20 protein-coding genes and 1 riboswitch are annotated in these 25,012 nt (G+C 71.7%); of the genes, 13 read left to right on the forward strand and 7 right to left on the reverse strand.

What is annotated here, in order from left to right; all coding sequences use genetic code 11:
* Positions 1-162 precede the first annotated feature (162 nt).
* The 6 genes from gltB (at position 163) to BMZ92_RS05310 (ending at position 9,935) form a co-directional block, all read left to right on the forward strand.
* A complete protein-coding gene (gene gltB / locus BMZ92_RS05285) occupies positions 163-4,692 on the forward strand; it encodes a glutamate synthase large subunit (RefSeq protein ID WP_091504572.1) in 4,530 nt (1,509 codons plus the stop codon).
* Positions 4,685-6,139: a glutamate synthase subunit beta gene (locus tag BMZ92_RS05290; RefSeq protein WP_091504573.1), complete on the forward strand. Its 1,455-nt coding sequence runs from the start codon at positions 4,685-4,687 to the stop codon at positions 6,137-6,139. Before gltB ends, BMZ92_RS05290 begins: the two co-directional genes overlap by 8 nt.
* Positions 6,140-6,303: 164 nt before the next feature.
* The gene (locus BMZ92_RS05295) at positions 6,304-7,698 is read left to right on the forward strand and encodes a Dyp-type peroxidase (protein ID WP_091504574.1); all 1,395 of its coding nucleotides are present in this window, start codon (positions 6,304-6,306) and stop codon (positions 7,696-7,698) included.
* A gap of 92 nt (positions 7,699-7,790) precedes the next feature.
* Entirely contained in the window at positions 7,791-8,576 is a 786-nt protein-coding gene (locus BMZ92_RS05300; protein WP_091504575.1) for a DeoR/GlpR family DNA-binding transcription regulator, read from the forward strand.
* Positions 8,577-8,995: 419 nt separating this feature from the next.
* Positions 8,996-9,208, forward strand: coding sequence for a CbtB domain-containing protein (locus BMZ92_RS05305; RefSeq protein WP_091504576.1), 213 nt, complete (start codon positions 8,996-8,998; stop codon positions 9,206-9,208).
* Between the two features lies 1 nt (position 9,209).
* Entirely contained in the window at positions 9,210-9,935 is a 726-nt protein-coding gene (locus tag BMZ92_RS05310; RefSeq protein ID WP_091504577.1) for a CbtA family protein, read from the forward strand.
* Here BMZ92_RS05310 and BMZ92_RS05315 read toward each other — a convergent pair.
* Together BMZ92_RS05315 and BMZ92_RS05320 are read right to left on the reverse strand one after the other, a co-directional pair.
* Positions 9,895-11,361: a cobyric acid synthase gene (locus tag BMZ92_RS05315; RefSeq protein ID WP_091504578.1), complete on the reverse strand. Its 1,467-nt coding sequence runs from the start codon at positions 11,359-11,361 to the stop codon at positions 9,895-9,897. The genes BMZ92_RS05310 and BMZ92_RS05315 overlap by 41 nt on opposite strands.
* Positions 11,358-12,284, reverse strand: coding sequence for a cobalamin biosynthesis protein (locus tag BMZ92_RS05320; protein WP_091504579.1), 927 nt, complete (start codon positions 12,282-12,284; stop codon positions 11,358-11,360). Before BMZ92_RS05320 ends, BMZ92_RS05315 begins: the two co-directional genes overlap by 4 nt.
* 36 nt (positions 12,285-12,320) lie before the next feature.
* Between BMZ92_RS05320 and cobU the strand changes: the two genes are divergently transcribed.
* From cobU to BMZ92_RS05335, 3 genes are read left to right on the forward strand one after another with little or no spacing between them, the layout of a single operon-like run.
* Positions 12,321-12,941, forward strand: coding sequence for a bifunctional adenosylcobinamide kinase/adenosylcobinamide-phosphate guanylyltransferase (gene cobU, locus BMZ92_RS05325; RefSeq protein WP_091504580.1), 621 nt, complete (start codon positions 12,321-12,323; stop codon positions 12,939-12,941).
* A complete protein-coding gene (gene cobT / locus BMZ92_RS05330) occupies positions 12,938-13,951 on the forward strand; it encodes a nicotinate-nucleotide--dimethylbenzimidazole phosphoribosyltransferase (protein WP_091504581.1) in 1,014 nt (337 codons plus the stop codon). The genes cobU and cobT overlap by 4 nt, the downstream gene beginning before the upstream one ends.
* 10 nt (positions 13,952-13,961) lie before the next feature.
* Entirely contained in the window at positions 13,962-14,675 is a 714-nt protein-coding gene (locus tag BMZ92_RS05335; protein WP_091504582.1) for an adenosylcobinamide-GDP ribazoletransferase, read from the forward strand.
* A 259-nt stretch (positions 14,676-14,934) separates the two neighbouring features.
* On the opposite strand, the gene BMZ92_RS05340 is transcribed toward BMZ92_RS05335, so the two are convergent.
* On the reverse strand, positions 14,935-15,660 hold the full coding sequence (locus BMZ92_RS05340; protein WP_143249798.1) for a FadR/GntR family transcriptional regulator: 726 nt from the start codon (positions 15,658-15,660) through the stop codon (positions 14,935-14,937).
* Between the two features lie 65 nt (positions 15,661-15,725).
* Between BMZ92_RS05340 and BMZ92_RS05345 the strand changes: the two genes are divergently transcribed.
* Positions 15,726-16,616, forward strand: a complete 891-nt coding sequence (locus BMZ92_RS05345) for a proline iminopeptidase-family hydrolase (protein WP_091504584.1) — start codon at positions 15,726-15,728, stop codon at positions 16,614-16,616.
* The gene (locus BMZ92_RS05350) at positions 16,613-18,007 is read left to right on the forward strand and encodes an APC family permease (protein ID WP_091504585.1); all 1,395 of its coding nucleotides are present in this window, start codon (positions 16,613-16,615) and stop codon (positions 18,005-18,007) included. The genes BMZ92_RS05345 and BMZ92_RS05350 overlap by 4 nt, the downstream gene beginning before the upstream one ends.
* On the opposite strand, the gene cobC is transcribed toward BMZ92_RS05350, so the two are convergent.
* The 4 genes from cobC to BMZ92_RS05370 are packed head-to-tail and all read right to left on the reverse strand — an operon-like array spanning position 17,958 to position 22,846.
* Entirely contained in the window at positions 17,958-18,977 is a 1,020-nt protein-coding gene (cobC, locus tag BMZ92_RS05355; RefSeq protein WP_091504586.1) for an Rv2231c family histidinol phosphate aminotransferase CobC, read from the reverse strand. The genes BMZ92_RS05350 and cobC overlap by 50 nt on opposite strands.
* Positions 18,970-20,298, reverse strand: a complete 1,329-nt coding sequence (locus tag BMZ92_RS05360) for a cobyrinic acid a,c-diamide synthase CobB (protein WP_091504587.1) — start codon at positions 20,296-20,298, stop codon at positions 18,970-18,972. The genes cobC and BMZ92_RS05360 overlap by 8 nt, the downstream gene beginning before the upstream one ends.
* A complete protein-coding gene (gene cobO, locus BMZ92_RS05365) occupies positions 20,292-20,906 on the reverse strand; it encodes a cob(I)yrinic acid a,c-diamide adenosyltransferase (RefSeq protein ID WP_091504588.1) in 615 nt (204 codons plus the stop codon). The genes BMZ92_RS05360 and cobO overlap by 7 nt, the downstream gene beginning before the upstream one ends.
* Positions 20,906-22,846, reverse strand: a complete 1,941-nt coding sequence (locus tag BMZ92_RS05370; RefSeq protein ID WP_091504589.1) for a putative cobaltochelatase — start codon at positions 22,844-22,846, stop codon at positions 20,906-20,908. The genes cobO and BMZ92_RS05370 overlap by 1 nt, the downstream gene beginning before the upstream one ends.
* 87 nt (positions 22,847-22,933) lie before the next feature.
* Positions 22,934-22,995, reverse strand: a riboswitch (cobalamin riboswitch).
* A gap of 41 nt (positions 22,996-23,036) precedes the next feature.
* Here BMZ92_RS05370 and cbiE point away from each other — a divergent pair.
* Positions 23,037-24,203: a precorrin-6y C5,15-methyltransferase (decarboxylating) subunit CbiE gene (gene cbiE, locus BMZ92_RS05375; protein ID WP_245782910.1), complete on the forward strand. Its 1,167-nt coding sequence runs from the start codon at positions 23,037-23,039 to the stop codon at positions 24,201-24,203.
* Positions 24,200-24,964: a precorrin-4 C(11)-methyltransferase gene (cobM, locus tag BMZ92_RS05380; protein ID WP_091504590.1), complete on the forward strand. Its 765-nt coding sequence runs from the start codon at positions 24,200-24,202 to the stop codon at positions 24,962-24,964. The genes cbiE and cobM overlap by 4 nt, the downstream gene beginning before the upstream one ends.
* Positions 24,965-25,012 lie beyond the last annotated feature (48 nt).

Here is a 25,012-nt window from a genome sequence, read left to right on the forward strand (position 1 = left end):
GCTGATGTGTGGCCGGGCGCTGGCGTCTGCCCTTGTGCCGCCTAGCCCGTTTTCCTTCTCGACTGACCATCGCGGCCCGGGACGGCTCCGTTAGCAGGTCTGCCAAGACCCGCTCGATCGAGTGAACCCCCGGGCTGCCTACGCCCAAGGAGGCGGCCAGCCGTGACCCGCCACAGTTCGACCGAGCCCCAAGGCTTGTACGACGCGCAGTACGAACACGACGCCTGCGGTGTCGCCTTCGTCGCCGATCTCGCCGGCCGGAGAAACCACGAGATCGTGAAGAAGGCGCTCGTCGCGCTGCGCAACCTCGAACATCGCGGTGCTCGCGGAGCCGAACCCGATACCGGTGACGGCGCGGGGATCCTGATCCAGGTCCCGGACGCCTTCTACCGCGAGGTCGTGGACTTCGCGCTGCCCGAAGCCGGTCACTACGCGGTGGGCACGGCGTTCCTGCCGGTCGACGAAACCGCGCGCGGCCGGGCGATGAGCGCGATCGAGGGCATCGCCGCCGAAGAGGGCATGTCGGTGCTGGGCTGGCGGGAGCTGCCCGTGGACCCCGAACACGTGGGCCCGACGGCGAAGAGCGTCATGCCGCACTTCAGCCAGCTCTTCCTGGCCGCCCGCGAGCCCGAGGTGAGCGGGCTGGCGCTGGAGCGGCTCGCGTTCTGCGTGCGCAAGCGCGCCGAGCACGCGCTGGAGCCCGAGGGCGTCTACTTCCCCAGCCTGTCGTCGCGGACGATCGTCTACAAGGGAATGCTGACCGAGCCGCAGGTGGAGCGGTTCTTCCCGGACCTGACCGACGAGCGCGTCGTGAGCGCCATCGGGCTGGTGCACTCCCGCTTCTCCACCAACACGTTCCCGTCGTGGCCGCTGGCGCACCCGTACCGGTACGTGGCGCACAACGGCGAGATCAACACGTTGCGCGGCAACCGGAACTGGATGGACGCGCGCGAGTCGATGCTCGCCACGGACCTGATCCCCGGCGACCTGTCGCGGCTCTACCCCATCATCACGCGGGACGCGAGCGACTCGGCGACGTTCGACGAGGTGCTGGAGCTGCTCCACCTCGGCGGCCGCAGCCTGCCGCACGCCGTGCTGATGATGATCCCCGAGGCGTGGGAGAACCACGAGGAGATGGACCCCGCCCGCCGGGCGTTCTACGAGTTCCACTCCTCCCTGATGGAGCCGTGGGACGGCCCCGCGCTGGTGTCGTTCACCGACGGCACGCAGATCGGCGCGGTGCTGGACCGCAACGGCCTCCGCCCGGCCCGCTACTGGGTCACCGAGGACGGGCTCGTCGTGCTCGCCAGCGAGGTCGGCGTGCTGGAGCTGGACCCCGCGAGCATCGTGCGCAAGGGACGGCTGGAGCCGGGCCGCATGTTCCTCGTCGACACCGCGCAGGGACGCATCATCGACGACGAGGAGATCAAGGGCGAGCTGGCGGCGCAGCACCCGTACGCCGAGTGGATCGACAGCGGGCTGGTGCGGCTGGAAGAGCTGCCCGAGCGCGACCGCGAGGTGCCCACGCACGCGTCTCTCGTGCGGCGGCAGCAGGCCTTCGGCTACACCGAGGAGGAGCTGGAAACGCTCCTCGAACCCATGGCGCGCAGCGGGGCCGAACCCATCGGCTCGATGGGCAACGACTCCCCGCTCGCCCCGCTGTCGAGCAAACCGCGGCAGATCTTCGACTACTTCAGCCAGCTGTTCGCGCAGGTGACCAACCCGCCGCTGGACGCCATCCGCGAGGAGCTGGTGACGTCGCTGGGCACCCAGCTCGGCGCGGAGCCGAACCTGCTCGACGCGGGCCCGGAGCACTGCCGCAAGATCGTTCTGCCGTTCCCCGTGCTGGACAACGACGAGCTCGCCAAGCTCGTGCACATCAACGACGACGGCGACCTGCCGGAGTTCCAGGCGGTCACCGTGCAGGGCCGCTACCGCGTCGACGGCGGCGGCAAGGCGCTCGTCGAGCGGCTGAACGAGATCTGCGCCGAGGTGTCCGAGGCGATCGAGGACGGGGCGCGGCTCATCGTGCTGTCCGACCGCGGCGTCGACGAGCGGCACGCGGCGATCCCGTCGCTGCTGCTGACCGGCGCGGTGCACCACCACCTGGTGCGGCAGAAGACCCGCACCCAGGTCGGGCTGATCGTCGAGTCCGGCGACGCCCGCGAGGTGCACCACATCGCGCTGCTCATCGGGTACGGCGTCGCCGCCGTCAACCCGTACATGGCGATGGCGACCGTCGAGGAGCTGGCGCACCGGGGCAAGATCCCGGGTGTCACGCCGCAGCAGGCGACCCGGAACCTGATCAAGGCGCTGGGCAAGGGCGTGCGCAAGACCATGTCGAAGATGGGGGTGTCCACTGTGGCCTCCTACACCGGCGCCCAGATCTTCGAGGCGATCGGGCTCGGCGAGGAGGTCGTCGACACCTGTTTCCGCGGCACCACGTCGCGGCTGGGCGGCGTCGGTTTCGACACGCTCGCCGAGGAGGTGGCGCAGCGACACAAGCGCGCCTTCCCGCGCGACGGCATGCGCCCGGCGCACCGCGAGCTGGAGACCGGCGGGGACTACCAGTGGCGGCGCGAGGGCGAGCCGCACCTGTTCAACCCGCACACGGTGTTCAAGCTGCAGCACTCCACGCGCACCGGGAAGTACGAGATCTTCAAGGAGTACACGCGCGCGGTCGACGAGCAGTCCGAGAAGCTCATGACGCTGCGCGGGCTGTTCGAGTTCAAGGAGGGTGTGCGGCCGCCGGTGCCCCTTGACGAGGTCGAGCCGGTCTCGGAGATCGTCAAGCGGTTCGCCACGGGCGCCATCTCCTACGGCTCGATCTCGCAGGAGATGCACCAGACGCTGGCGATCGCGATGAACCGGCTGGGCGGCAAGTCCAACACCGGCGAGGGCGGCGAGGACCCGGAGCGGCTCTACGACCCCGAGCGGCGGTCCGCCGTCAAGCAGGTCGCGAGCGGCCGGTTCGGCGTCACCAGCGAGTACCTCGTCAACGCCGACGACATCCAGATCAAGATGGCGCAGGGCGCCAAGCCCGGCGAGGGCGGGCAGCTGCCCGGCGCGAAGGTGTACCCGTGGATCGCGAAGACGCGGCACTCCACGCCGGGTGTCGGGCTGATCTCCCCGCCGCCGCACCACGACATCTACTCGATCGAGGACCTGGCGCAGCTGATCCACGACCTCAAGAACGCCAATCCGGCCGCCCGCATCCACGTGAAGCTGGTGTCGGAGGTCGGCGTCGGCACGGTCGCGGCGGGGGTGTCCAAGGCACACGCGGACGTCGTGCTCATCTCCGGGCACGACGGCGGTACCGGTGCCTCGCCGCTGTCGTCGATCAAGCACGCGGGCGGGCCGTGGGAGCTGGGCCTGGCCGAGACGCAGCAGACGCTGCTGGCGAACCGGTTGCGGGACCGCATCGTCGTGCAGACCGACGGGCAGCTCAAGACCGGGCGTGACGTGGTGATCGCCGCGCTGCTCGGCGCGGAGGAGTTCGGCTTCGCGACCGCGCCGCTCGTGGTGTCGGGCTGCATCATGATGCGCGTCTGCCACCTCGACACTTGCCCGGTGGGCGTCGCGACGCAGAACCCGAAGCTGCGGGAGAAGTTCAGCGGCAAGGCCGAGTACGTGGTGAACTTCTTCGAGTTCATCGCCCAGGAGGTCCGGGAATACCTGGCACAGCTGGGTTTCCGGTCCATCGAGGAGGCCGTCGGGCACGCCGAGGTGCTCGACAAGCGCCGCGCGGTCGACCACTGGAAGGCGGCCGGGCTGGACCTGTCGCCGATCTTCCACGTGCCCGAGCTGGCGCCGAGGGCGGCGCGGCACCGCGTCGTCGCGCAGGACCACGGGCTGGACAAGGCGCTGGACAACACGCTGATCCAGCTCGCCGAGGGTGCGCTGAACTCGGGCGACAAGGTGAAGCTCGAACTGCCCGTGCGCAACGTGAACCGGACCGTGGGCACCATGCTGGGTTCGGAACTCACCAAGCGGTGGGGCGGCGAGGGCCTGCCGGACGACACGATCGACGTGACGTTCACGGGCACCGCGGGCCAGTCGTTCGGCGCGTTCCTGCCGCGGGGCATCACGCTGCGGCTGTTCGGCGACGCGAACGACTACGTGGCGAAGGGCCTGTCCGGTGGGCGGGTCATCGTGCGGCCGGACCGGAGCGCGCAGTTCACCGCGGAGGAGCACATCATCGCGGGCAACGTGATCGGCTACGGCGCGACCGGCGGCGAGATCTTCCTGCGGGGCAAGGTCGGCGAGCGGTTCTGCGTCCGCAACTCGGGCGCGCTGGCCGTCGTGGAGGGCGTCGGCGACCACGGGTGCGAGTACATGACCGGCGGGCGCGTCGTCGTGCTCGGCCCGGTGGGGCGGAACTTCGCGGCCGGCATGTCCGGCGGTATCGCCTACGTGCTCGACCTGCCCGCGTTGCGCGTCAACCGGGAGATGGTGGACCTCGACCCGCTGGACGACGAGGACGTCGAGTTCCTGCGCGACGCGGTCGAAAAGCACTACGTGGAAACGGAATCGGCGGTGGCGCACGCGCTGCTGGCCGACTGGGACGTGGCCGTCGAGCGGTTCGGCAAGGTCATGCCCAGCGACTACAAGCGAGTTCTGGCCGCGCGGGCGGAAGCCGAGCGCGACGGCCGTGATGTCGACGAGGCGATCATGGAGGCCGCACATGGCTGACCCGAAGGGTTTTCTGACGACGCCGCGCGAGACGCCGAAGACCCGTCCGGTGCCGCTGCGGCTGCTCGACTGGCGCGAGGTCTACGAGGACTTCCACTCGACCAAGCTGGAGAAGCAGGCCGGGCGCTGCATGGACTGCGGCATCCCGTTCTGCCACCAGGGTTGCCCGCTGGGCAACCTCATCCCCGAGTGGAACGACCTGGTGTGGCGCGACGACTGGCGCGACGCCATCGAGCGGCTGCACGCCACCAACAACTTCCCGGAGTTCACCGGCACCCTGTGCCCGGCGCCGTGTGAGACCGCGTGCGTGCTCGGGATCAACGACGATCCCGTGACGATCAAGCGCGTGGAGATCTCCATCGTGGACCGTGCGTGGGAGGAGGGCTGGGTCACGCCGCAGCCGCCCGCCACGAAGACGGGCAAGAAGGTCGCGGTGGTGGGTTCGGGCCCGTCCGGCCTGGCGGCGGCGCAGCAGCTGACCCGCGCCGGCCACGACGTGGTGGTGTTCGAGCGGGCGGACGCGATCGGCGGCCTGCTGCGGTACGGGATCCCGGCGTTCAAGATGGAGAAGTGGCGGCTGGACCGGCGGCTGGACCAGATGCGCGCGGAGGGCACGGAGTTCCGGACCGGGGTGAACGTCGGCGTCGACGTGACCGCGGACGAGCTGCGGGCGCGGTACGACGCCGTGGTGCTCGCCGGTGGTGCCACGGCGTGGCGGGACCTGCCGATCCCCGGTCGCGAGGTGCCGGGCGTGTACCAGGCGATGGAGTACCTGCCGTGGGCGAACCGGGTCGCGTCGGGTGAGCTGGCGGAGCCGCCGATTTCGGCGGACGGCAAGCACGTCGTGGTGATCGGCGGCGGCGACACGGGCGCGGACTGCGTCGGCACGGCGCACCGGCAGGGCGCGCTTTCGGTGACGCAGCTGGAGATCATGCCGCGGCCGCCGGAGTCGCGGTCGGCGGCGCACCCGTGGCCGACGTACCCGATGATCTTCCGCGTGTCGTCGGCGCACGAGGAGGGCGGCGAGCGCCTGTACTCGGTGAACACGCAGGAGTTCCTCGCCGGCGACGACGGGAACCTGCGGGCGCTGCGGCTGGTCGAGGTGCGCAACGAGGGCGGCAAGTTCGTGCCGGTCGAAGGGACCGAACGGGAACTGCCCGCACAGCTGGTGCTGCTGGCGATGGGGTTCGTCGGCCCGCAGCGCGAGGGCCTGCTCGAGTCGCTGGGCGTCGACCTGGACCAGCGGGGCAACGTCGCGCGGAACGCGGAGTACCGGACGAACCTCGACAACGTCTTCGTGGCGGGCGACATGGGCCGCGGCCAGTCGCTGATCGTGTGGGCGATCGCGGAGGGCCGCTCCGCCGCGGCGGCGGTGGACCGCTACCTCGTGCCGGAGCGTGACCTGCTGCCGGCACCGATCCGGCCCACGGACCGGCCGATCGCGTAAGAGGATCACCCGAAAAGCCCTCTGTGCGTCACGTAAGTACGGCGCGCAGGGGGCTTTTCGCTGTCCTCGTTGCGCCATCCGAGTGAAAAGCCCCGCGTACTGCATCCGGGCGGTGGAATTCGGCACTTAGGGAGGTCAGCAGGTTCACCGAAGAGGGGGCTCTCATGGCCGTTGACCTGTCCACCCCGCTGTCCTGGAAAACCGCCGACGGCGACGCCGCCACGATGCTGGACGAGCTGCAGCCGAACATCCTGAAGGCACACGTCCGCGATCACCTTTCCGTGCTGTTCCTGGGTTTCGGGGACGCCGGGGAGGCGAAGACGTTCCTCGGGGCGGTGGCCGGGCTCATGAAGTCCGCCAGGACGCACCTGGAAGAGGTCGAGGCGTTCAAGTCAGGCAGTGGTGGCGGCACGCCGTACGTCGGGGTCGGGCTGACCGCCTCGGGTTACGCGAAGCTCGGCATCACGGCGGTGCCCGGCAACGGGCCGTTCCAGCAGGGGGCGAAGCAGTCGGCCGGCACGCTGCGCGATCCGGACCCGGCGACGTGGGAACAGCCGTACCAGGCCACGATCGACGCCGTGGTGCTGGTCGGTGACGCGAGCACGGCGACGACGCGGACGAAGCGAGCCGAGTTGCTCGCGTTGCTGCCGCCGTCCGTGACCGTGCTCGGCGAGGAGACCGGGCGCGGGCTCACCAACGACAACGGCGACGGGATCGAGCATTTCGGGTACGTCGACGGGCGCAGCCAGCCGCTGTTCCTCACCGAGGACGTGGAGCTCGAGCGCGACACCACGGACGGGATCAACGAATGGGACCCGGCGGCTCCGTTGAGCCAGGTCCTGGTTCCCGATCCCGCGGCGCCGGACCCCGGCGTGCACTTCGGCAGCTACTTCGTGTTCCGGAAACTGGAGCAGAACGTCCAGCTGTTCAAGCAGGCGGAGCAGGACCTCGCCGAGGAACTGGGCCTGAAAGGCGAGGACGCGGAACGGGCGGGCGCGATGCTCGTCGGCCGTTTCGAGGACGGCACCCCGCTGGTTTCGCAGAGCGCCGCGGGCGCGCACTCGCCGGTGGAGAACGATTTCAGCTACGACAGCGACAAACTCGGCCAGAAATGCCCCTTCCACGCGCACATCCGCAAGACGAATCCGCGGGGTTCGGGTGGTTTCGAGGCACCGGAGGCCGAGCGGCGGCACCTGATGGCGCGCCGGGGGCAGACCTACGGCAGGCGGCTGGACGATCCCAGTGCCGATCTGCCGCCGGTGGTCCGGCCCACGAAGGACGTCGGACTGCTTTTCATGGCGTTCAACAGCGACCTGGTCGACCAGTTCGAGTTCACGCAGCTCAACTGGGCGAACAACGCCGGTTTCCCGAGCACCCCGGACGGTTCGGCACCCGGCCTGGACCCGGTGATCGGGCAGGGTGCGCGGCCGGATCCGAGCTATTCGCGGGACTGGGGCCGCAATGGCGCGCAGGTGGTGGACGCGATTCCGCAGGCGGTGACGGTGAAGGGGGCGGAATACTTCTTCATGCCGTCCCTTGCCTTCCTGCGGGGTCTGTGAGAAAACGTCGGACAACCCACCGGGCGACCTCCGGCGGGTTTTCCCCGAACAGCCGATTTCCGACGTGCCGGGAAAGCGGGTAGTAGTTAGGCGTGAATCGAGACGAACGCCTGAACACGCTGCTCGAAATGGTCGGGCGGCGGGACAGGATCGAGGTCGAAGAAACGGCGAAGGAACTCCGGGTCTCCCCCGCCACCATTCGCCGGGACCTCGATCACCTGGCCGGCAGGCAGTTGCTGATCCGGACGCGCGGTGGTGCCGTGCGCAGCTCGGTCGCCTACGACCTTTCGCTGCGGTACGGCGCCGGGAACCACGCGGAGGAGAAACGGCGCATCGGCGAGGTCGCGGCACAACTCGTCCGCCGCGGCATGGTCGTCGGCTTGAACGGCGGTACGACGACGACCGAAGTGGGCCGCGCACTGGCGGTGCGCCCGGAGTTCAACGAAAGCACGACGGTCCCCGCGCTCACCGTGGTGACGAACGCACTGAACATCGCCCACGAACTGGCGGTGCGGCAGTGCATCAAGATCGTGACGACGGGCGGCGTCGCGGGCACGGGCACGTTCGAACTGACCGGCCCCCTCGCAACACCCGTCCTGCGGGAAGTGCGGCTGGACCTGGCCTTCATCGGTGTGGACGCCCTGGATGCGGCACGTGGCTTGTACCACGGACAAGAGGCGGACGCGGAAGTCACGCGCCTGCTGGCATCGCAGGCCCGCGAGGTGGTGGCAGTCGCGGACAGCACGAAACTGGGCGCGTTCGCCTTCGCGAGAGTCTGCGCCACAACGGATGTGCAGATGTTGATCACCGACACAGCGGCAACCCCAACACAGATCGCCGCCTTCGAAACAGAAGGAGTACAAGTACTACTGGCCTGACCCGCAACCGTGCAACTCGAAGCGAACAGGGGCCCACCGCCCACACCCGGTAGACCCCGGCACCCAACGCGCCCAGGCGCAGGGCGCCGACCACGAGGCGCAGGGCGCCCAGCGCCCGACCGCCGACCGCTGGCTGCCGGGTGGTAGCGGTGGCGCTGGCGGTAGCAGCCGACCGATGGCGATGGCGATGGCGATGGCGATGAGAGTTGACCCGCTGGCCCAACCCCCAACCCCCACCCCTCCACATTGACCCCACCCCGCCCCTGGTTTACCGTGGGACGGCAAGGCGATGGCGACCGGAAGCGGTGAGAATCCGCGCGGACGCGCCACTGTGACCCGGGCCTAGGTCCCCGGGAAGTCAGACCCGGACCATCGCGAGCACCCCGAGCAGGCCGCGCAAGCCCGAGGAGGACCTCATCATGACCCAGGCCGCCGCATCGATTCCGGCGCCGATCCCCGTCCGCATCCCGATCCGGCAGATCGTGCCGTGGGCGGTGCTCGTCGGTCTGCTCGCGTTGATCGCGCTCTACTTCGTCTCCACCGAGCAGGGTGCCGCCTCGGTGATCGCGAACCACTACGTCCACGAGTTCGTCCACGACGGACGGCACCTGCTCGCCTTCCCCTGCCACTGACATGATGAGGACACTGCTGGTCCGCGGCATGCTCGCGGGCCTGGTCGCCGGTGTGCTCGCCACCCTCTTCGCCTACGTGTTCGGCGAACCGTCGGTGAACCTCGCCATCGGGTTCGAGGAGTCCGGCGCGCACGAGCACGGCGAGGAGCTCGTCAGCCGGACCACCCAGAGCACGATCGGCCTGTTCGTCGGCGTCGGGGTGTACGCGATCGCCATGGGTGGGTTGCTGGCCTTGGCTTTCGCGTTCGCCTACGGCCGGATCGGGCGGTTGCGGCCGCGGCACACGGCGTTGTTCGTGACCGCGGCGGCGTTCGTGGTGGTCGTGCTGGTGCCGTTCCTCAAGTACCCGGCGAACCCGCCCGCGGTCGGCCAGGAAGGGACCATCCAGTCCCGCACGGAGCTGTACTTCGCGTTCGTCGCACTGTCCATTGTGGCCGGTGTCGTCGCCGCGTTCGCGGGCCGCACGCTCGCCGACCGGTACGACGCCTGGACGGGCGGGATCGTCGCGTGCCTCGGCTACGTGGTCGTCATGGCGTTGTGCGCGTGGCTGCTGCCGGTCGTCGACGAGGTGCCCGCGGACTTCCCCGCCACGACGCTGTGGAGCTTCCGCACATCATCGCTCGGCACGCAGCTGACACTGTGGACGGTGTTCGCGCTGGTGTTCGGCACGCTCGCCGACCGCGCGTTCACAAGATCCGCTGCCCGTCCGGTGCCCCAGCCCGGATGAGCCGCAGGAGCACCTCGGTGTCGAGGTGCTCCGCCACGGCGTCGGCGAGCCTGTCCACCATGGACTCCCGCAGAGCCGAAAAGCCCGGCGCACCGGCGCTCGGGGACCACGACACCCCGGCCTGCGCCGCGGCTTCGGCCAGCCACGCCCGGCGGAAGCCGTCGTTGTCGAGCGTGCCGTGCCAGGTCGTGCCCCACACCGGGCCGACGCGCCAGCCGTCGAGGAACGGTTCCGCGTCGCCGTGCGCGAGCGCGCTGCCGTGGTGGATTTCGTACGCTTCGACCTCGTGCCCGCGCCAGCTGCCCACGGGACGCCCCAGCACCTTCTCCGCCGTGAACGACACCGTCGTCGGCAGCAGTCCGAGCCCCGGCACGCGGCCGGCACCGGACTCGACGTCGTCGTGGATCTCCTCCGCCAGCATCTGGTAACCACCGCAGATGCCCAGCACCGGCCGTCCCGCTCGGACCCGCTCGGCCAGCACGTCGTCGAGGCCGCGTGCCCGCAGCCAGCCGAGGTCGTCGACGGTCGCGCGGGTGCCCGGCAGCACCACGATTTCGCTCGTGCGCACCACGTCCGGTTCGGCCGTCAGCTGGACGTGCACGCCGGGCTCCGCCGCGAGTGCGTCCACATCGGTCGCGTTGGACGCACGCGGAAAGCGCACCACGGCCACCCGCAGCGAACCGCCGTCCTGCTCGCGGCGCCAGCCCGCCGCGGCCAGCGCGTCCTCGGAGTCGATCCACACCCCGTCGAGCCACGGCAGCACCCCCAGCACGGGACGCCCGGTCAGCTCCTCGATCCGATCGAGGCCCGGCCGCAGCAACCCCACGTCACCGCGGAACTTGTTGACGATCCAGCCCGCCAGCAGCGCCTGGTCGGCGGGTTCCAGCAACGCCTGTGTGCCGTACATCGCGGCCAGCACACCCCCGCGGTCGATGTCGCCGACGACGAGCACCGGCAGGTCGAACCGCCGTGCCAGCCCCATGTTCACGTAGTCGCCCGCGCGCAGGTTGATCTCCGCGGGACTGCCGGCGCCCTCGCACACGACCACGTCGAACCGGCTCCGCAGGTCCTCGAACGTGTCGAACGCGAGTTGTGCAAGCGCTTTCCGACCGGTCGCGTACTCGCCCGCTTCGAGCGTGCCGAACGGTTTGCCCAGCGCGATGACGTGACTGCGGTGGTCGCTGCCCGGCTTGAGCAGCACCGGGTTCATCGCCGCCTCGGGCTCGACCCCCGCGGCCCGCGCCTGCAACCACTGCGCGCGCCCGATCTCCGCGCCGTCCGCGCACACCATCGAGTTGTTGGACATGTTCTGCGCCTTGAACGGCGCGACACGCAGCCCCTGCCGCGCCAGCCACCGGCACACCCCGGCCGTGACGAGGCTCTTGCCGGCGTCCGAAGTGGTGCCCGCGATGAGCAGTCCCCTCACCGGGCCACCGCCGCGGCGAGTGCGGCCAGCCCGACGGTTTTCGACAGCCGGACCGAACGGTGCAGGTCAGCGGTGCCGGGCGCGGGTCCGTCGCCGAGCGTCCCGCGGTCCTCCGCGCGCCCCCCGTAGCTGTTCACCCCGCCGAGCCGGACGTCCAGCGCTCCGGCGAAGGCGGCCTCGACCTGTCCCGCGTTCGGGCTGGGATGACGGCGGCCGTCGCGCCGCCACACACGCCACGCCCGCGCCGGGCTCCCGCCGACGAGCGGCGCGCAGGCGACCGCGGCGAGCGCACCGAGCCGGGCGGGCACGAGGTTCGCCACGTCGTCCGCGCGGGCCGAGGCCCAGCCGAAGCGTTCGTAGCGGGGCGAGCGGTGGCCGACCATGGCGTCGAGGGTGTTGAGCGCGCGGTAGCCGAGCAGGCCGGGCAGCCCGGCGACCGCGCCCCAGTACAGCGGTGCGACGACGGCGTCCGACGTGTTCTCCGCGATGGATTCGGTGGCCGCGCGGGCGAGTTCCTTGGAGTCCAGACCGGTCGCGTCACGGCCACACAGGTGGGACAGGCGGCTTCGCGCGGCGGGCAGGTCGTTGGCGTCGAGCAGGTGGGCCATGGTGGCGCCTTCCCGCGCCAGGCCTCGGCCGCCGAGGACGGTCCAGGTGGCGAGCGCGGTGGCGGCGAAGCGGGCGACGGGACGCCGGCGCGTCGCGACGTGGACAAGCGCGCCGAGCCCAGCCGCTGCCCCGGTGCAGATCGCGGCGTAGGCGGCACCGCGGGGCCGCGAACCGGCCCACATCCGCCGTTCCAGCGCTCCCGCGGCGCGCCCGAACACGGCGACCGGGTGACCGCGACGGGGATCGCCGAAGGCCGCGTCCAGCGCGTATCCGGCGACAAGCCCCAGCCTGGTCAACGATCTTGCATACACCACGCACACGACCGTAGCGCTTGCACGAGAATGCCGGGTATGACCAAGCTGACCCAGCGGCTCGCCTCCTCGTTCGAGACCGCCGCGCGGCTGCTCCGCCGGTACTCCGGCGACGAAGCGAAGGTGCTCGTCCTCGGCGGCGTCCGCTCGGGCAAGTCCCGGCACGCCGAACGCCTGATGAACCGGCACCCCGAGGTCGTCTACGTGGCGCCCGGCTACCCGGCGAGCGACGACGACCCCGAGTGGGCCGCGCGCATCGCGCTGCACCAGGCCCGCCGCCCGGCGAACTGGCGCACGGTGGAGACGTCCGACCTGGCCGCGACGGTGCGCAGAGCGTCCCGCCCGCTGCTGATCGACTGCCTCGGCACGTGGGTCAGCCGCGTGCTCGGCGAGGTCGGCGCGTGGGAGCAGGCGAACGGCTGGGAGCTGCGGCTCGACGACCGGCTGGAGGACTTCCTGGCCGCCTGGGTGAACGCGCACGTACCGATCGTGGCCGTCAGCAACGAGGTCGGCATGGGTGTGGTGCCCGCGACGGTGTCCGGGCGCGTGTTCCGTGATGTGCTGGGGGCGTTGAACAACCGGGTCGCCGCGGAGTCGGACAGCGTCCAGCTCGTGGTGGCCGGGCGCGTGCTGCGCCTCGGCGAAAGGGCATTGCTGTGATTGACGTTCCGCTTCCGGACTCCCGCGCTCGCGAGGAGGCCCTGGCCCGGCTCGACGCCCTCGTGAAACCGGTCGGCGCGCTGGGCAGGCTCGAAGAGCTGGCGGCGTGGCTGTCCGCCGCCCACGGCGTGGTGCCGCCGCGGCCGGTCGAGGACGTGCGGGTCGTGGTGTTCGCCGGTGACCACGGGGTGTCGGCGACGTCGGCGTACCCGCGGGAGGTCACCGCGGCGATGGTGCGCGTGTTCCTGGCGGGCCGCAGCGGTGTGAACGTGCTGGCGAAGCAGGTCGGCGCGCGCGTGCGGGTGCTGGACATCGCGGTGGACGACGACCTCGCGGACGTGCCCGAGGACGTGCGGGCGTACAAGATCCGCCGCGGCTCGGGCTCGATCGACGTCGAGGACGCGCTGGCGCCGGGCGAGGCTTCGCGTGCTTTCGACGTGGGCCGCGAAGTGGCCGACAAAGAGATCGACGGCGGCGCGGACCTGCTCATCCCCGGCGACATGGGGATCGGCAACACGGCGGTGGCGGCGGCGCTGGTCGCGGCGGTGCTCGGGCTGCCGGCGGCGGACGTCGTCGGCACGGGCACGGGGGTCGACGAAGCCGGGCGGGCGCGCAAGGTCGCCGTGGTGGAACGGGCACTGGCGCGGCCGCGGGGTGACGGCCCGTTCGACGTGCTGACCGCCCTGGGCAGCGCGTGTGCCGCGGCGACGGCGGGTTTCCTGGTGCAGGGCGCGGTGCGCGGGGTGCCGGTGTTGCTGGACGGCGTGTTCTCGGGCGCGGCCGCGTTGGTAGCGCGGGAGATCGCGCCGGACGCCGTGCACTGGTGGCTCGCCGGGCACCGGTCGACCGAGCCGTCGCAGGCGTACGCGCTCAAGGCGCTGGGGCTGGCGCCGATCCTCGACCTCGGGCTGCGGCTCGGTGAGGGCAGCGGGGCCGTGCAGGCGGTGCCGACGTTGCGGGCGGCGCGGGCGGTCCTCGCCGAGATGGGGCTGCTGGCCGATCTTGCTTGACGCACTGCGCATGGCGGTCGGCACGCTGACGGCGCTGCCCGTGCCGCCGCCGTCCCGGATCGACCGCCGCGTCGCGGGCGGGGCAATGGTGCTGGGCCCGGTCGCGGTGCTGCCGCTGGCCGCGTTGGCGGGGCTGGTGCTCTACGCCGGGCAGCTGCTCGGGTTGCCGTCGCTCGCCGTCGCGGGCGTGGCGGTGGGTGCCGTGGCGCTGGGCAGCCGCGGGCTGCACCTGGACGGCCTGGCCGACACGGCGGACGGCCTCGGCGCTTCGTACGACCGCGCGCGGGCGCTGGAGATCATGCGGCGCGGCGATTCCGGGCCGACCGGGGTGGCGGCGCTGGTGCTCGTACTGATCGTCCAATGTGGAGCGATGGCGGCGGCCGGACCGTGGGCGGGCGCGGCGGCCGTCGTGGTGGGGCGGTGCGTGCTTTCGTTGTGCTGCACGGGGTTCGTGCCGTCGGCGCGGGCGGAAGGGTTGGGCGCGACGGTGTCCGGCTCGGTGCCGCTGCCACTCGCGGTGGTCGTCTTCGCGCTCGCGGCGGGGTTGTCGGTGTTGCTGCCGGGGCTGCCGTGGTGGCGCGGCCCGCTCGCGGTCGCCGTGGCGTACGCCGTGGCGGGGGTGCTGTTGTGGCGGTGCGTGCGCAGGCTGGGCGGCATCACCGGGGACGTGCTGGGCGCGTGCGTCGAGGCCGCGACGGCCGCGGCGCTGGTGGCGCTGGTCTGACGGGGGTTGCGGGGAGGGCCGCTGCGGCGGCGCTGGGCTGGCGGGGTTGGGCGGACGGCCGCTGAAGCGCTACCCGCCGCCGGGCTGGCGGCGCCGACCTGACGGCTGCCGGGGCGGCCCGCTCCTCCGCCGATGCCCGCCGCGCTGGTAGCGCTCGCCTGGCCGCCCGCACCACCCGCCGCCGGGCTGGCGGCGCCGGCTTGATGGCGGCCATGCCGCCGAGGCCACCGCGCCGCCGACGGCCACCGCGCCTGAAGCCCTACCCCTCCGCGCGGTCCACGGCGTGGCGCAGCGCGTGCTCGGTGATCCGGAAGTGCTCCCGCGCCACGGCGGCCGCCGCGTCCGGGTCGCTGTTCGTGATGGCCTCCACCAAGGCCCGGTGCTGCGGCAAGGCCATCTCCCGCAACTCCGGCGTGAACGGCTCGTGGCTGATGCCGAGGCTCACCTGCGCCAGCAGCTGACGGCTGAGATCCGCGAGCGGTGGGTTGTGCGCCGCCGTGGCGATGCTGCGGTGGAGTTCCACGTCCGCGGCCCGCGCGCTCACCCCGTCCCGCGCCTCCTCGTACCGCCGGAGCGCCCCGAGGATCGCCGCGTCGTCCTCCAGCGTGTGCCGTTCCGCGGCGGTGCGGGCGATCAGCGACTCGATGAGCCGCCGCAGGTCGAACAGTTCCTCCAGCTGGTCCCAGTCCTTGCCGAGCAGATCGCGCACCACGCCCGCGGTCCGCTCGCCCCAGTCCTGCCGCACGAACGAACCGCCGGTGCGGCCACGCCGGATTTCGACGTACCCCGCCTCCCGCAGGTCCGCGAGCGCCGCTCGCACCGTCACGCGGCTCACGGCCAGCATGTCGGCCAGGTCCCGTTCGGCCGGCAGGCGTTCCCCCGCCGAATAGTCACCGACGGCGATGGCGGCGATCAACCGGTCGGCGACGGCCTTGGCCGCGGACACCGGTTGGACGGGCGTCGACAACTCGCGCTCTTCGGACACCCGCACATCGTAAATTCCAGATTAAAGGTATAGCTTGAGTACCTTTGCGGAGTACCCTACCCGCCATGGTCCCCTCCACCACCGGCTTCGCCCCCTTCCGCGACTACCGCACCTGGTACCGGATCACCGGCGAACTCGGCTCCGGCGTGCCGCTCGTCGTGCTCCACGGCGGGCCCGGCTGCACCCACAACTACGTGCTGAGCATCGCGGGCCTGGCGAACCGGCACCGGGCCGTCGTCCACTACGACCAGCTCGGCTGCGGCGAATCCACCCGGCTGCGGGACGCCGAACCGGGTTTCTGGACCGTCGAGCTGTTCCTCGAAGAGCTCGGCAACCTCCTGACCCACCTCGGCATCGCGGACGAGTACGACGTCCTCGGGCAGTCGTGGGGCGGGATGCTCGCCGCCGAACACGCCGTGCGGAAACCCGCCGGACTGCGCAGGCTCGTCATCGCCGACTCGCCCGCGTCGATGCGCGACTGGACCGCGGCGGCCGAAAAGCTCCGCGCGGAGCTGCCCGGCGACGTCCGCGAGACCCTCGAACGGTACGAAGCCGCCGAGGACTACGAGAACCCCGAATACAAGGCGGCGACGGACGTCTTCTACGCGCGGCACGTCTGCCGGATCGTGCCGAACCCACCGGAGGTCCAGCGCACCAACGAGGCGCTGGCCGAGGACCCGACGGTCTACCGCGCGATGAACGGCCCCAACGAGTTCCACGTCATCGGTTCGCTGCGCGACTGGAGCGTCATCGACCGGCTGCCGGCGGTGGAGGTGCCGACGCTCGTGGTCAACGGCCGGTACGACGAGGCCACCGACGACTGTGTCCGGCCCTACCTGGAAAGGATTCCGGACGTTCGTCATCACCGTTTCGAAAACTCCTCCCACATGCCGCACGTGGAGGAGCAGGATGCCTACCTGGAGATCGTCGGCGCGTTTCTGGAGGCGGAGAAATGAGTGAACCCGAACTCCACAGGTTCGGCTACCAGCAGGAACTCCGGCGCACGATGACCGTGCGCGACCTGGTCGTGTACGGCATGGTCTTCATGGTCCCGATCGCGCCGTTCTCGATCTTCGGTTCGGTGTTCGACGGCTCGTCGGGCATGGTGCCGCTGACCTACGTCATCGGCTGGGTCGCGATGATCTTCACCGCGATCAGCTACCGCGAAATGTCCCGCGCCTTCCCGATCGCCGGCTCGGTCTACTCCTACGCCGGCCGCGGCATCGCCCAGCCCGCGGGATTCCTGGCCGGCTGGGCGATCCTGCTCGACTACCTCCTCGTGCCCACGCTGCTCTACGTCATCGGCGCGCAGGCCATGGCCAACGTCGTGCCCGGCGTGCCGCAGTGGGCGTGGATCGTGTTGTTCGTCCTGCTCAACACCCTGATCAACCTGCGGGGCATCGAGACGACGGCGACGGCGAACAAGGTGTTCCTCTACGCGCAGCTGCTCGTGCTGGCGGCGTTCGTGGTGCTCGCGGTCATCGGCATCAGCCGCGGCTCGGGTGGGGCGCACTGGTCGGGCACGCCGTTCTTCAACTCCGCCGAGTTCTCACCGTCCCTGGTGTTCGGGGCGTTGTCGATCGCGGTGTTGTCGTTCCTCGGGTTCGACGCGATTTCCACGATGTCCGAGGAGGTCACGGGCGGTTCGCGGGTGATCGGCCGGGCCACGCTGCTGGCGCTGACGCTCGTCGCCGTGCTGTTCGTCGTGCAGACGTACCTCGCGGCGCTGCTGGTACCGGGCAAGACGCAGTTCGAGAGCGACGACGCGGCCAACAACGCGTTCTACGACATTTCGAACCTCATCGGCGGGCGGACGTTCGAGATCGTCGTGGCGCTGGCCGTCGCGATCGGGACGGCGATCGCGAACTCGCTCGTCGCGCAGGCGGCGACATCGCGGCTGCTGTTCTCGATGGCCCGTGACGGGCAGCTGCCGCGGTTCCTGCGCCACGTGCACCCGGTGCGCCGCGTGCCGGAGAAGGCCATCCTGCTCGTCGCGGGGATTTCCCTGGTGCTGGGCCTGTTCCTGGTCGGGCAGATCGCGCTGCTGTCGTCCCTGGTGAACTTCGGCGCGTTGTTCTCGTTCCTGCTGCTGCACGTTTCGGTGGTGTCGCACTACCTGTTCCGGCGGCGGGACCGGAACTTCGGGCTGCACCTCGTCGTGCCGCTGATCGGGTTCGTGATCATCGGGTACGTGCTGGTCAACGCCGACATCCACGCGAAGGTCGGCGGGCTGGTGTGGCTGGCGATCGGGGTGCTGATCCTGGTGTTCTTCAAGGTGACCGGGCGGTCGGCGAACCTCACGCCGGCAGAAGGCGAGCCAGCACCCGGAGAAAAGCAGTCGTCGTAGCCTCGTCGCGCACGGCGAGCCGCAGGTGGTCGCCGTCCAGCCCGGGGAACGTGTCACCCCGGCGGACGGCGTACCCCTGTTCACGCAGCCGCTCGCGGATGCCCTGTGCCCCAGGGATTTTCACCAGCACGAACGGGGCACGGGGCTCACCGAGCACTTCGACGCCGAGTTCCCGCAACCCCGCGACGAGCCGCTCGCGGTCGCGTTCGGCGGCGATGGCGAGCTTGTCGGCCTCGTCGAGCGCGGCCGGGCGGCAACAGGCGACGACGGCCCGCGCCGCGAGGGTCGAAGCCGACCACGGCGGCTGCACGGCCTTCAGCCGCCGCACCACGTCGGGTTCGGCCAGCAGGTAGCCCGCCCGCAACCCGGCGATCCCCCACGTCTTCGTGAGGCTGCGCAACACGACGAGCCCGGGAAGCGCTTTCCCGGCCAGCGACTCCGGCTCACCCGGGACCGCGTCGAGGAACGCTTCGTCGACGACCACCACCCGGCCGGGACGCAGCAACGCTTCGAGCGTGGCGGCGGGGTGCAGCACGGACGTCGGGTTCGTGGGATTGCCGGCGAACACCAAGTCGGCGTCTTCGGGCACCAGCGCGGGATCGAGCGTGAAATCCGGCCGCAGCACCACCCGCCTCGGCTCGTGCCCGGCGGCCCGCAGCGCGGCCTCGGGTTCGGTGAACTGCGGGTGCACGACGACGGCGTTCCGGTCGCGGAAAGCCGTGGCCAGCAAGGTGAAGGCCTCCGCGGCACCGGCCGTGACCAGCACGTCGTCGGGACGGCGCCCGTGCCGTGCGGCGACGGCTTCGGTGGCCGCGGTGGGATCGGGATACGCGGCCAGGTCACCCAAGGCCTCGGCCAGCTCGCGTCGCAACCATTCCGGCGGCTCGGGCAGGCGGACGTTCACCGCCAGGTCGACCAGGCCGTCACCGACCTCGCGATCCCCGTGGTGGTGCAGGTCGTAGTCAGCCATGCCGGTGCACCGCGGCCGCGAACCGCCGCGCGAGCGACGGGTGCCCCGCCCAGTGGACGTGCAGGTACGAGGCGTGGAGCGTCGGCGTCGCGAAGCCCTCGGCCTTGCCGTCCCACTCCCACGCGGGCGCTTTCCCGTGGCGTGGCAGGACCTCCGTGCGGTGGAACTCGTGCCCCGTCACGCGGTCTCCCGTCTCGCCGAGCAGGTGCGGCTGGGGCGCCACCGCACGCCGGTAGCCGAGCGCACCGCGTTTCGTCATGCGTGCCACCGCGTCGAGCGCGCCGACCATCGGCTGCCCGTCGAGTTCCCGGCACAGGTACAGCAACCCGGCGCACTCCGCGACCACCGGCATTCCACTGTGGACAGCGGCAGCGATCTCCTCGCGCAACGGCGCGTTCGCGGACAGCTCCTCGACGTGCACCTCCGGGAACCCGCCGCCGAAGTACAGCCCCGCGCAACCCTCCGGCAACGCCTTGTCCTGCAACGGATCCACGTCCACCACATCGACGCCGAGCGCCACCAGCAGTTCCACGGTCTCGGTGTAGCGGAACGTGAACGCTTCCCCGGCCGCCGCGGCCACGACCTTCCGTGGCCCATCCCACGAAGCTCCGGGTGACCACGGCTGTCCGCCCAACCGCGAAGCCCCCCGCGCCACCCGCACAATCGCTTCCAGATCCACGCCCTCACTGATCCATGCCGCGAGCTTCGGCAGCAGCCGCTGCGACTCCGCCGCCCGCTCGGCGACCGGCACCAGCCCGAGGTGACGGCTCGGCGCGTGGATGTCCTCGGTGCGCCGCAACGCTCCCAGCACGGGAATGCCCGTCGGCGCGAGCGCGGCGCGGATCTCGTCCTCGTGCCGCTGCGAGCCGAGCTTGTTGAGGATCACCCCGGCGAGCCGGAGGCGCGGGTCGTACGTCGCGAAGCCCAGCACCGTCGCGGCGACGCTGCGGCTCGCCGCGCTCGCGTCCACCACGAGGACGACGGGCGCGTCCAGCAGCCGCGCGACGTGCGCGGTCGACGCGAAGCCTTCGGTGCCCAGCGCACCGTCGAACAGGCCCATCACGCCCTCGATCACGGCGAGTTCGCCCGCCCCGTGCAGCAGCAACGGGACGAGCAGTTCTTCGCTCTGCAGGAAGGGATCCAGGTTGCGAGGCGGGCGCCCGGTCGCGAGCGCGTGGTAGCTCGGGTCGATGAAATCCGGGCCCACCTTGTGCCCGGACACGTCGATCCCGCGTGCCCGCAGCGCCGCCATCAGCCCGGCCGCGACGGTGGTCTTGCCGTGTCCGGAGCCGGGGGCCGCGATGACGACCCTGGCTACCATTCGATCCCCCGCTGGCCCTTCTGCCCGGCGTCCATGGGGTGCTTGACCTTCGTCATCTCGACCACGAGGTCCGCGGCCTCGACGAGTTCCGGCGCCGCGTCGCGGCCGGTGATCACGACGTGCTGCCGGCCCGGCCGGTCCCGGATCGTCTCCACGACGTCGGAAACGTCGATCCAGCCCCACTTCAGGGGATAGGTGAACTCGTCCAGCACGTAGAAGTCGTGGCGCTCCTCGGCCAGGCGCCGCTTGATCTCGGCCCAGCCCTCACGGGCGTTCGCGGCGTGGTCTTCCTCCGAGCCCGCCTTGCGGGACCAGCTCCAGCCCTCGCCCATCTTGTGCCACTCGACGGGCCCGCCCTGCCCGGTGCTCTCGTGCAGCTCGCCGAGCGCCTGGAAAGCGCTCTCCTCGCCCACCCGCCACTTCGCGGACTTGACGAACTGGAACACGCCGATGGACCAGCCCTGGTTCCACGCCCGCAGCGCCATCCCGAACGCGGCCGTGGACTTGCCCTTCATCGGTCCGGTGTGGACGGCGAAGACCGGGCGGTTGCGGCGCTGGCGCGTGGTCAGGCCGTCGTCCGGCACGACCTCCGGCTTGCCCTGTGGCATCAGGCGGCCCTCCCCAGCCGGGATTTCACGGCGCTGGTCAGCGAATCCGCGGCGACCTCGCCGAGCGGCACGTGTTCCGCGCCGAGGTGCTCGGCCAGTTCGGCGGCGAGCCCGAGCCGCATCCGGCCGGACTCGCAGTCCATCACCACCGCCGTCACGCCGGCCAGCAGCTCGGCCGCGGCATGCGAGCGGCGTACGGCGTCGGGCCCGCTCGTGGCGCGGCCGTCCGTGACGACGACGAGCAGCGGGCGGCGGCGCGGGTCACGCAACTCCTCCACGCGCAGCACCCTCGCCGCCTCCAGCAGTCCTTCCGCCAACGGCGTGCGGCCGCCGGTCGGCAGCGCCTCCAGCCGGGCCGCGGCGGCCTCGACACTGATCGTCGGCGGCAGTGCGAGTTCCGCGCCCTGCGCCCGGAAGGTGACCAGCCCGACCTTGTCCCGCCGCTGGTAGGCGTCGAGCAGCAGCGACAACACAGCGGTCTTCACCTCGCGCATCCGCGACCGCGCGCCCATCGAGCCCGACGCGTCCACGCAGAACAACACGAGGTTGCCCTCGTTGCCCTCGCGCCGCGCGTAGCGCAGATCTCCCTTGCGCAGCACCAATCCCGGACCGGACCGGCCACGGCCGCGCTGGTGCGGCGCGGCGGAACGCAGTGTGGCGACGAGGTGCGGCTTGCCCTCCCGGACGCTCGGCGGCTGCACACCGATGGTGCGGCCGGATTCGGTGATCGCCCGCGACCGGCGGCCACGCTCGCCCTCACCGACTCCGGCGACGCGGAACAGCCTGGCCTTGAACGGTTTCCCCGCTCCCGCACGCTGTTCACCGCCGCCCTGTTGCCCGGCCGTCGGGGTCTGCCCGCCGTCGCCGCCTTCCGGCGGGGCCTCCGACGGCGCCTCGGAACCCGAACCGGGGCCGTCGTCGTCCGGCTCCGGCGGCTCGGCGTCCCGCAGGGCCTGTTCCAGCTGCTCCTCGTCGATCCCCGGCGCGTCGAAGGGGTTGCGGCGACGCCGGTGCGGCAACGCCAGCCGCGCGGCGACACGGATGTCCTCGGTGGACACTTCCGTGCGCCCGGCCCACGCCGCGTGCGCGACGGCCGTCCGCGCGGTGACGATGTCCGCCCGCATCCCGTCCACGTCGAACGAGGCGCAGACCTCCGCGATCTGCCGCAGCGCGTCGTCGGTCAGCTCCACGGACGGCAGCAGCTTCTGCGCCGCCTGGATCTCGGCGGCCAGCGCGGCGTCCTCCTCGGCGTAGCGGCCGGCGAAACCGTCCGGGTCCGCCTCGTACGCCAGGCGCCGCCGGATCACCTCCGCGCGCTGCCCGGGATCACGGCTGGAGGCGACCTCGACGGTCAGCCCGAACCGGTCGAGCAGCTGCGGCCGCAGCTCGCCCTCCTCGGGGTTCATGGTGCCGATCAACACGAAGCGCGCCGCGTGCGAGACCGAGACGCCCTCGCGCTCGACCGTCGCGCGGCCCATCGCCGCGGCGTCGAGCAGCGTGTCGACGAGGTGGTCGTGCAGCAGGTTGACCTCGTCCACGTACAGCAGGCCGCGGTGCGCGGCCGCGAGCAGGCCCGGCTGGTAGTCGGTGACGCCCTCGGCCAGCGCGCGCTCCAGGTTCAGGGAGCCGACCACGCGGTCCTCGGCCGCGCCGACGGGCAGCTCGACCAGGCGCGCGGGGCGGCGCGTCGCGGCGGCACCGGTGTGCGGACCGTCGGGGCAGACGGGATCGGGGCGCGCGGGGTCACACGAGAAGCGGCAGCCCTCGACGACGTCCACCTCCGGCAGCAGCCCGGCGAGCGCGCGGACCATCGTGGACTTCGCCGTGCCCTTCTCGCCCCGCACGAGCACGCCGCCGATCGCGGGTGAGATGGCCGACAGCACGAGCGCGAGCCGCAGATCCGGCATCCCGACGACGGCGGTGAACGGATACGGCCTCAAGGGAGAACTCCTTCGCCACGCGCGGGTGTCCTCGCCCGCTCGAACAGGGCACGTGCCGCACCGGCACGCAACGGACGCCGAAGCTCTGGCTCCCGGCCTGGCCGGCCGGATCACAGTGGCGGGACCGCCCCGGATTCGCACCGGGTTCCACGACGGCCGTCCCCGGCATCATCGCATACGGTTCTGCGACGTGACGATTCTTGTGGTGGGCCTCGGCGCCGACGGCTGGGCCGGGCTGCCCGAGCCCGCGCGGGCGGAGCTGGCCGGGTGCGACGTGCTGTTCGGCTCGGCCCGCCAGCTTGAGCTCGTACCGCTCGACCTGCCCAAACACGCCTGGCCGAGCCCGCTGCTGCCCGCGCTGGACGACCTGCTGTCCGGCCACGCGGGCTGGCGGTTCGGGGTGCTCGCGAGCGGCGACCCGCTGCTGTCGGGCATCGGCACGACGCTCGTGAAGCGGTTCGAGGACGTGCGGATCGTGCCGGCGGTGTCTTCTGTCACGCTCGCGCGGGCGCGGCTGGGCTGGTCGGCGGAGGAGACCGAGGTCGTCAGCGTCGTGGGCCGCAGCGTGCACCGGATCAGCAGGGTGCTGACGTCCGGCGCGCGGGTGCTGGTCCTCAGCTCGGACGCGTCGACACCAGCGGAGATCGCGGAACTGCTGACCGCACAAGGCTTCGGCGAGAGCGGGATGACCGTGCTGTCGCGGCTGGGTTCGCCGCGGGAACACCGGGTCGACGGCGTCGCCCGCACGTGGTCGGCCGAAGTGGACCCGGTGAACATCGTGGCGATCGAGTGCGTGGGCACCGGGTTGCCTCCCTTGCCGGGCCTGCCCGACGACGCCTTCGAGCACGACGGGCAACTGACCAAACGCGACCTGCGGGCGTCCGCGCTGGCGCGGCTCGCCCCGCTGCCGGGGCAGCTGCTGTGGGACGTCGGCGCCGGGGCGGGCAGCGTCGCGATCGAGTGGTCACGCGCCCATCCCCGCAACCGCGCGATCGCCGTCGAGCGGGATCCCGTGCGGGCAGAGCGGATCCGCCGCAACGCCGAGCGGCTGGGGGTGCCCGAACTGCGCGTGGTGACCGGCTCGGCGCCCGAGGTGCTGACCGGGCTTCCCGCACCGGACGCCGTGTTCGCCGGTGGTGGGCTGGCCTCGCTGGACGTGTGCCGGGAGGCGCTGCGGGACGGCGGGAGGCTCGTCGCGCACGCGGTCACGCTGGAGTCGGAGCAGGTCCTCGCGGCCGCCTACCGGGAGCACGGCGGTGAGCTGGTCCGGCTCGCCGTCGAGCACGCCGCGCCACTCGGCGGGTTCACCGGCTGGACGCCGGCCCGCACCGTCACGCAATGGAGCTACGCGAAATGACCGTCTACTTCATCGGTGCCGGACCCGGTGCCGCGGACCTCATCACCGTGCGCGGGCGGGATCTCATCGCGCGCTGCGCGGTGTGCCTGTACCCCGGCAGCCTCACGCCGCCCGACCTGCTCGCGCATTGCCCGCCCGGCGCGAAGCGGATCGACACCGCGGACCTTTCGCTGGACCGGATCATCGGCGAGCTGGTGGCGGCCGATCGCGCCGGGCACGACGTCGCGCGCCTGTGCTCGGGCGACCCGTCGATCTACAGCGCGGTGGCGGAGCAGATGCGGCGGCTCGACGCGGCCGAAGTGTCGTACGAAGTGGTGCCCGGCGTCCCGGCGTTCGCCGCGGCGGCCGCGGTGCTGGGCCGGGAACTGACGGTGCCGACGATCGGGCAGAGCCTCGTGATCACCCGCGTCCAGGCGCGTTCGACGGCCATGCCGCCGGGCGAGACGCTGGCCGCGTTCGCCGCCACCGGCACGACGCTCGCGGTGCACCTCGCGATCAACCGCATCGAGCAGGTCGCGGCGGAACTGCTGCCGCACTACGGCGCCGACTGCCCCGTCGCCGTGGTGCACCTGGCGACCCAGCCGGGACAACGGATCGTGCGCGGCACGCTGGGCGGAATAGCACCGCAAATCCGGGCGGAAGGGATAACCCGGGCGGCAGTCATCTTCGTCGGCCGTGTGCTGGCCGCCGAGAATTTTCCGGACAGCTACCTGTATTCGATGGCACGGGACCGTTCGGAGAAATTCCGCGATATCGATTGAGCCCCTGCCCGGCGCGCGGTCGTGGGCGCTCGGCTCGCCGGACTCCCG

It is taken from the genome of Amycolatopsis sacchari, from assembly GCF_900114035.1.
GTDB classification, from domain to species: domain Bacteria; phylum Actinomycetota; class Actinomycetes; order Mycobacteriales; family Pseudonocardiaceae; genus Amycolatopsis_E; species Amycolatopsis_E sacchari.

Bases quoted from the DNA above. Each gene is read 5' to 3' on its own strand.
- BMZ92_RS05290 (WP_091504573.1), top strand. From the start codon at position 4,685: ATGGCTGACCCGAAGGGTTTTCTGACGACGCCGCGCGAGACGCCGAAG.
- BMZ92_RS05295 (WP_091504574.1), top strand. From the start codon at position 6,304: ATGGCCGTTGACCTGTCCACCCCGCTGTCCTGGAAAACCGCCGACGGC.
- BMZ92_RS05305 (WP_091504576.1), top strand. From the start codon at position 8,996: ATGACCCAGGCCGCCGCATCGATTCCGGCGCCGATCCCCGTCCGCATC.
- BMZ92_RS05310 (WP_091504577.1), top strand. From the start codon at position 9,210: ATGATGAGGACACTGCTGGTCCGCGGCATGCTCGCGGGCCTGGTCGCC.
- cobU (WP_091504580.1), top strand. From the start codon at position 12,321: ATGACCAAGCTGACCCAGCGGCTCGCCTCCTCGTTCGAGACCGCCGCG.
- BMZ92_RS05335 (WP_091504582.1), top strand. From the start codon at position 13,962: ATGGCGGTCGGCACGCTGACGGCGCTGCCCGTGCCGCCGCCGTCCCGG.
- BMZ92_RS05345 (WP_091504584.1), top strand. From the start codon at position 15,726: ATGGTCCCCTCCACCACCGGCTTCGCCCCCTTCCGCGACTACCGCACC.
- BMZ92_RS05350 (WP_091504585.1), top strand. From the start codon at position 16,613: ATGAGTGAACCCGAACTCCACAGGTTCGGCTACCAGCAGGAACTCCGG.
- cobC (WP_091504586.1), bottom strand. From the start codon at position 18,977: ATGGCTGACTACGACCTGCACCACCACGGGGATCGCGAGGTCGGTGAC.
- BMZ92_RS05360 (WP_091504587.1), bottom strand. From the start codon at position 20,298: ATGGTAGCCAGGGTCGTCATCGCGGCCCCCGGCTCCGGACACGGCAAG.
- cobO (WP_091504588.1), bottom strand. From the start codon at position 20,906: ATGCCACAGGGCAAGCCGGAGGTCGTGCCGGACGACGGCCTGACCACG.
- cobM (WP_091504590.1), top strand. From the start codon at position 24,200: ATGACCGTCTACTTCATCGGTGCCGGACCCGGTGCCGCGGACCTCATC.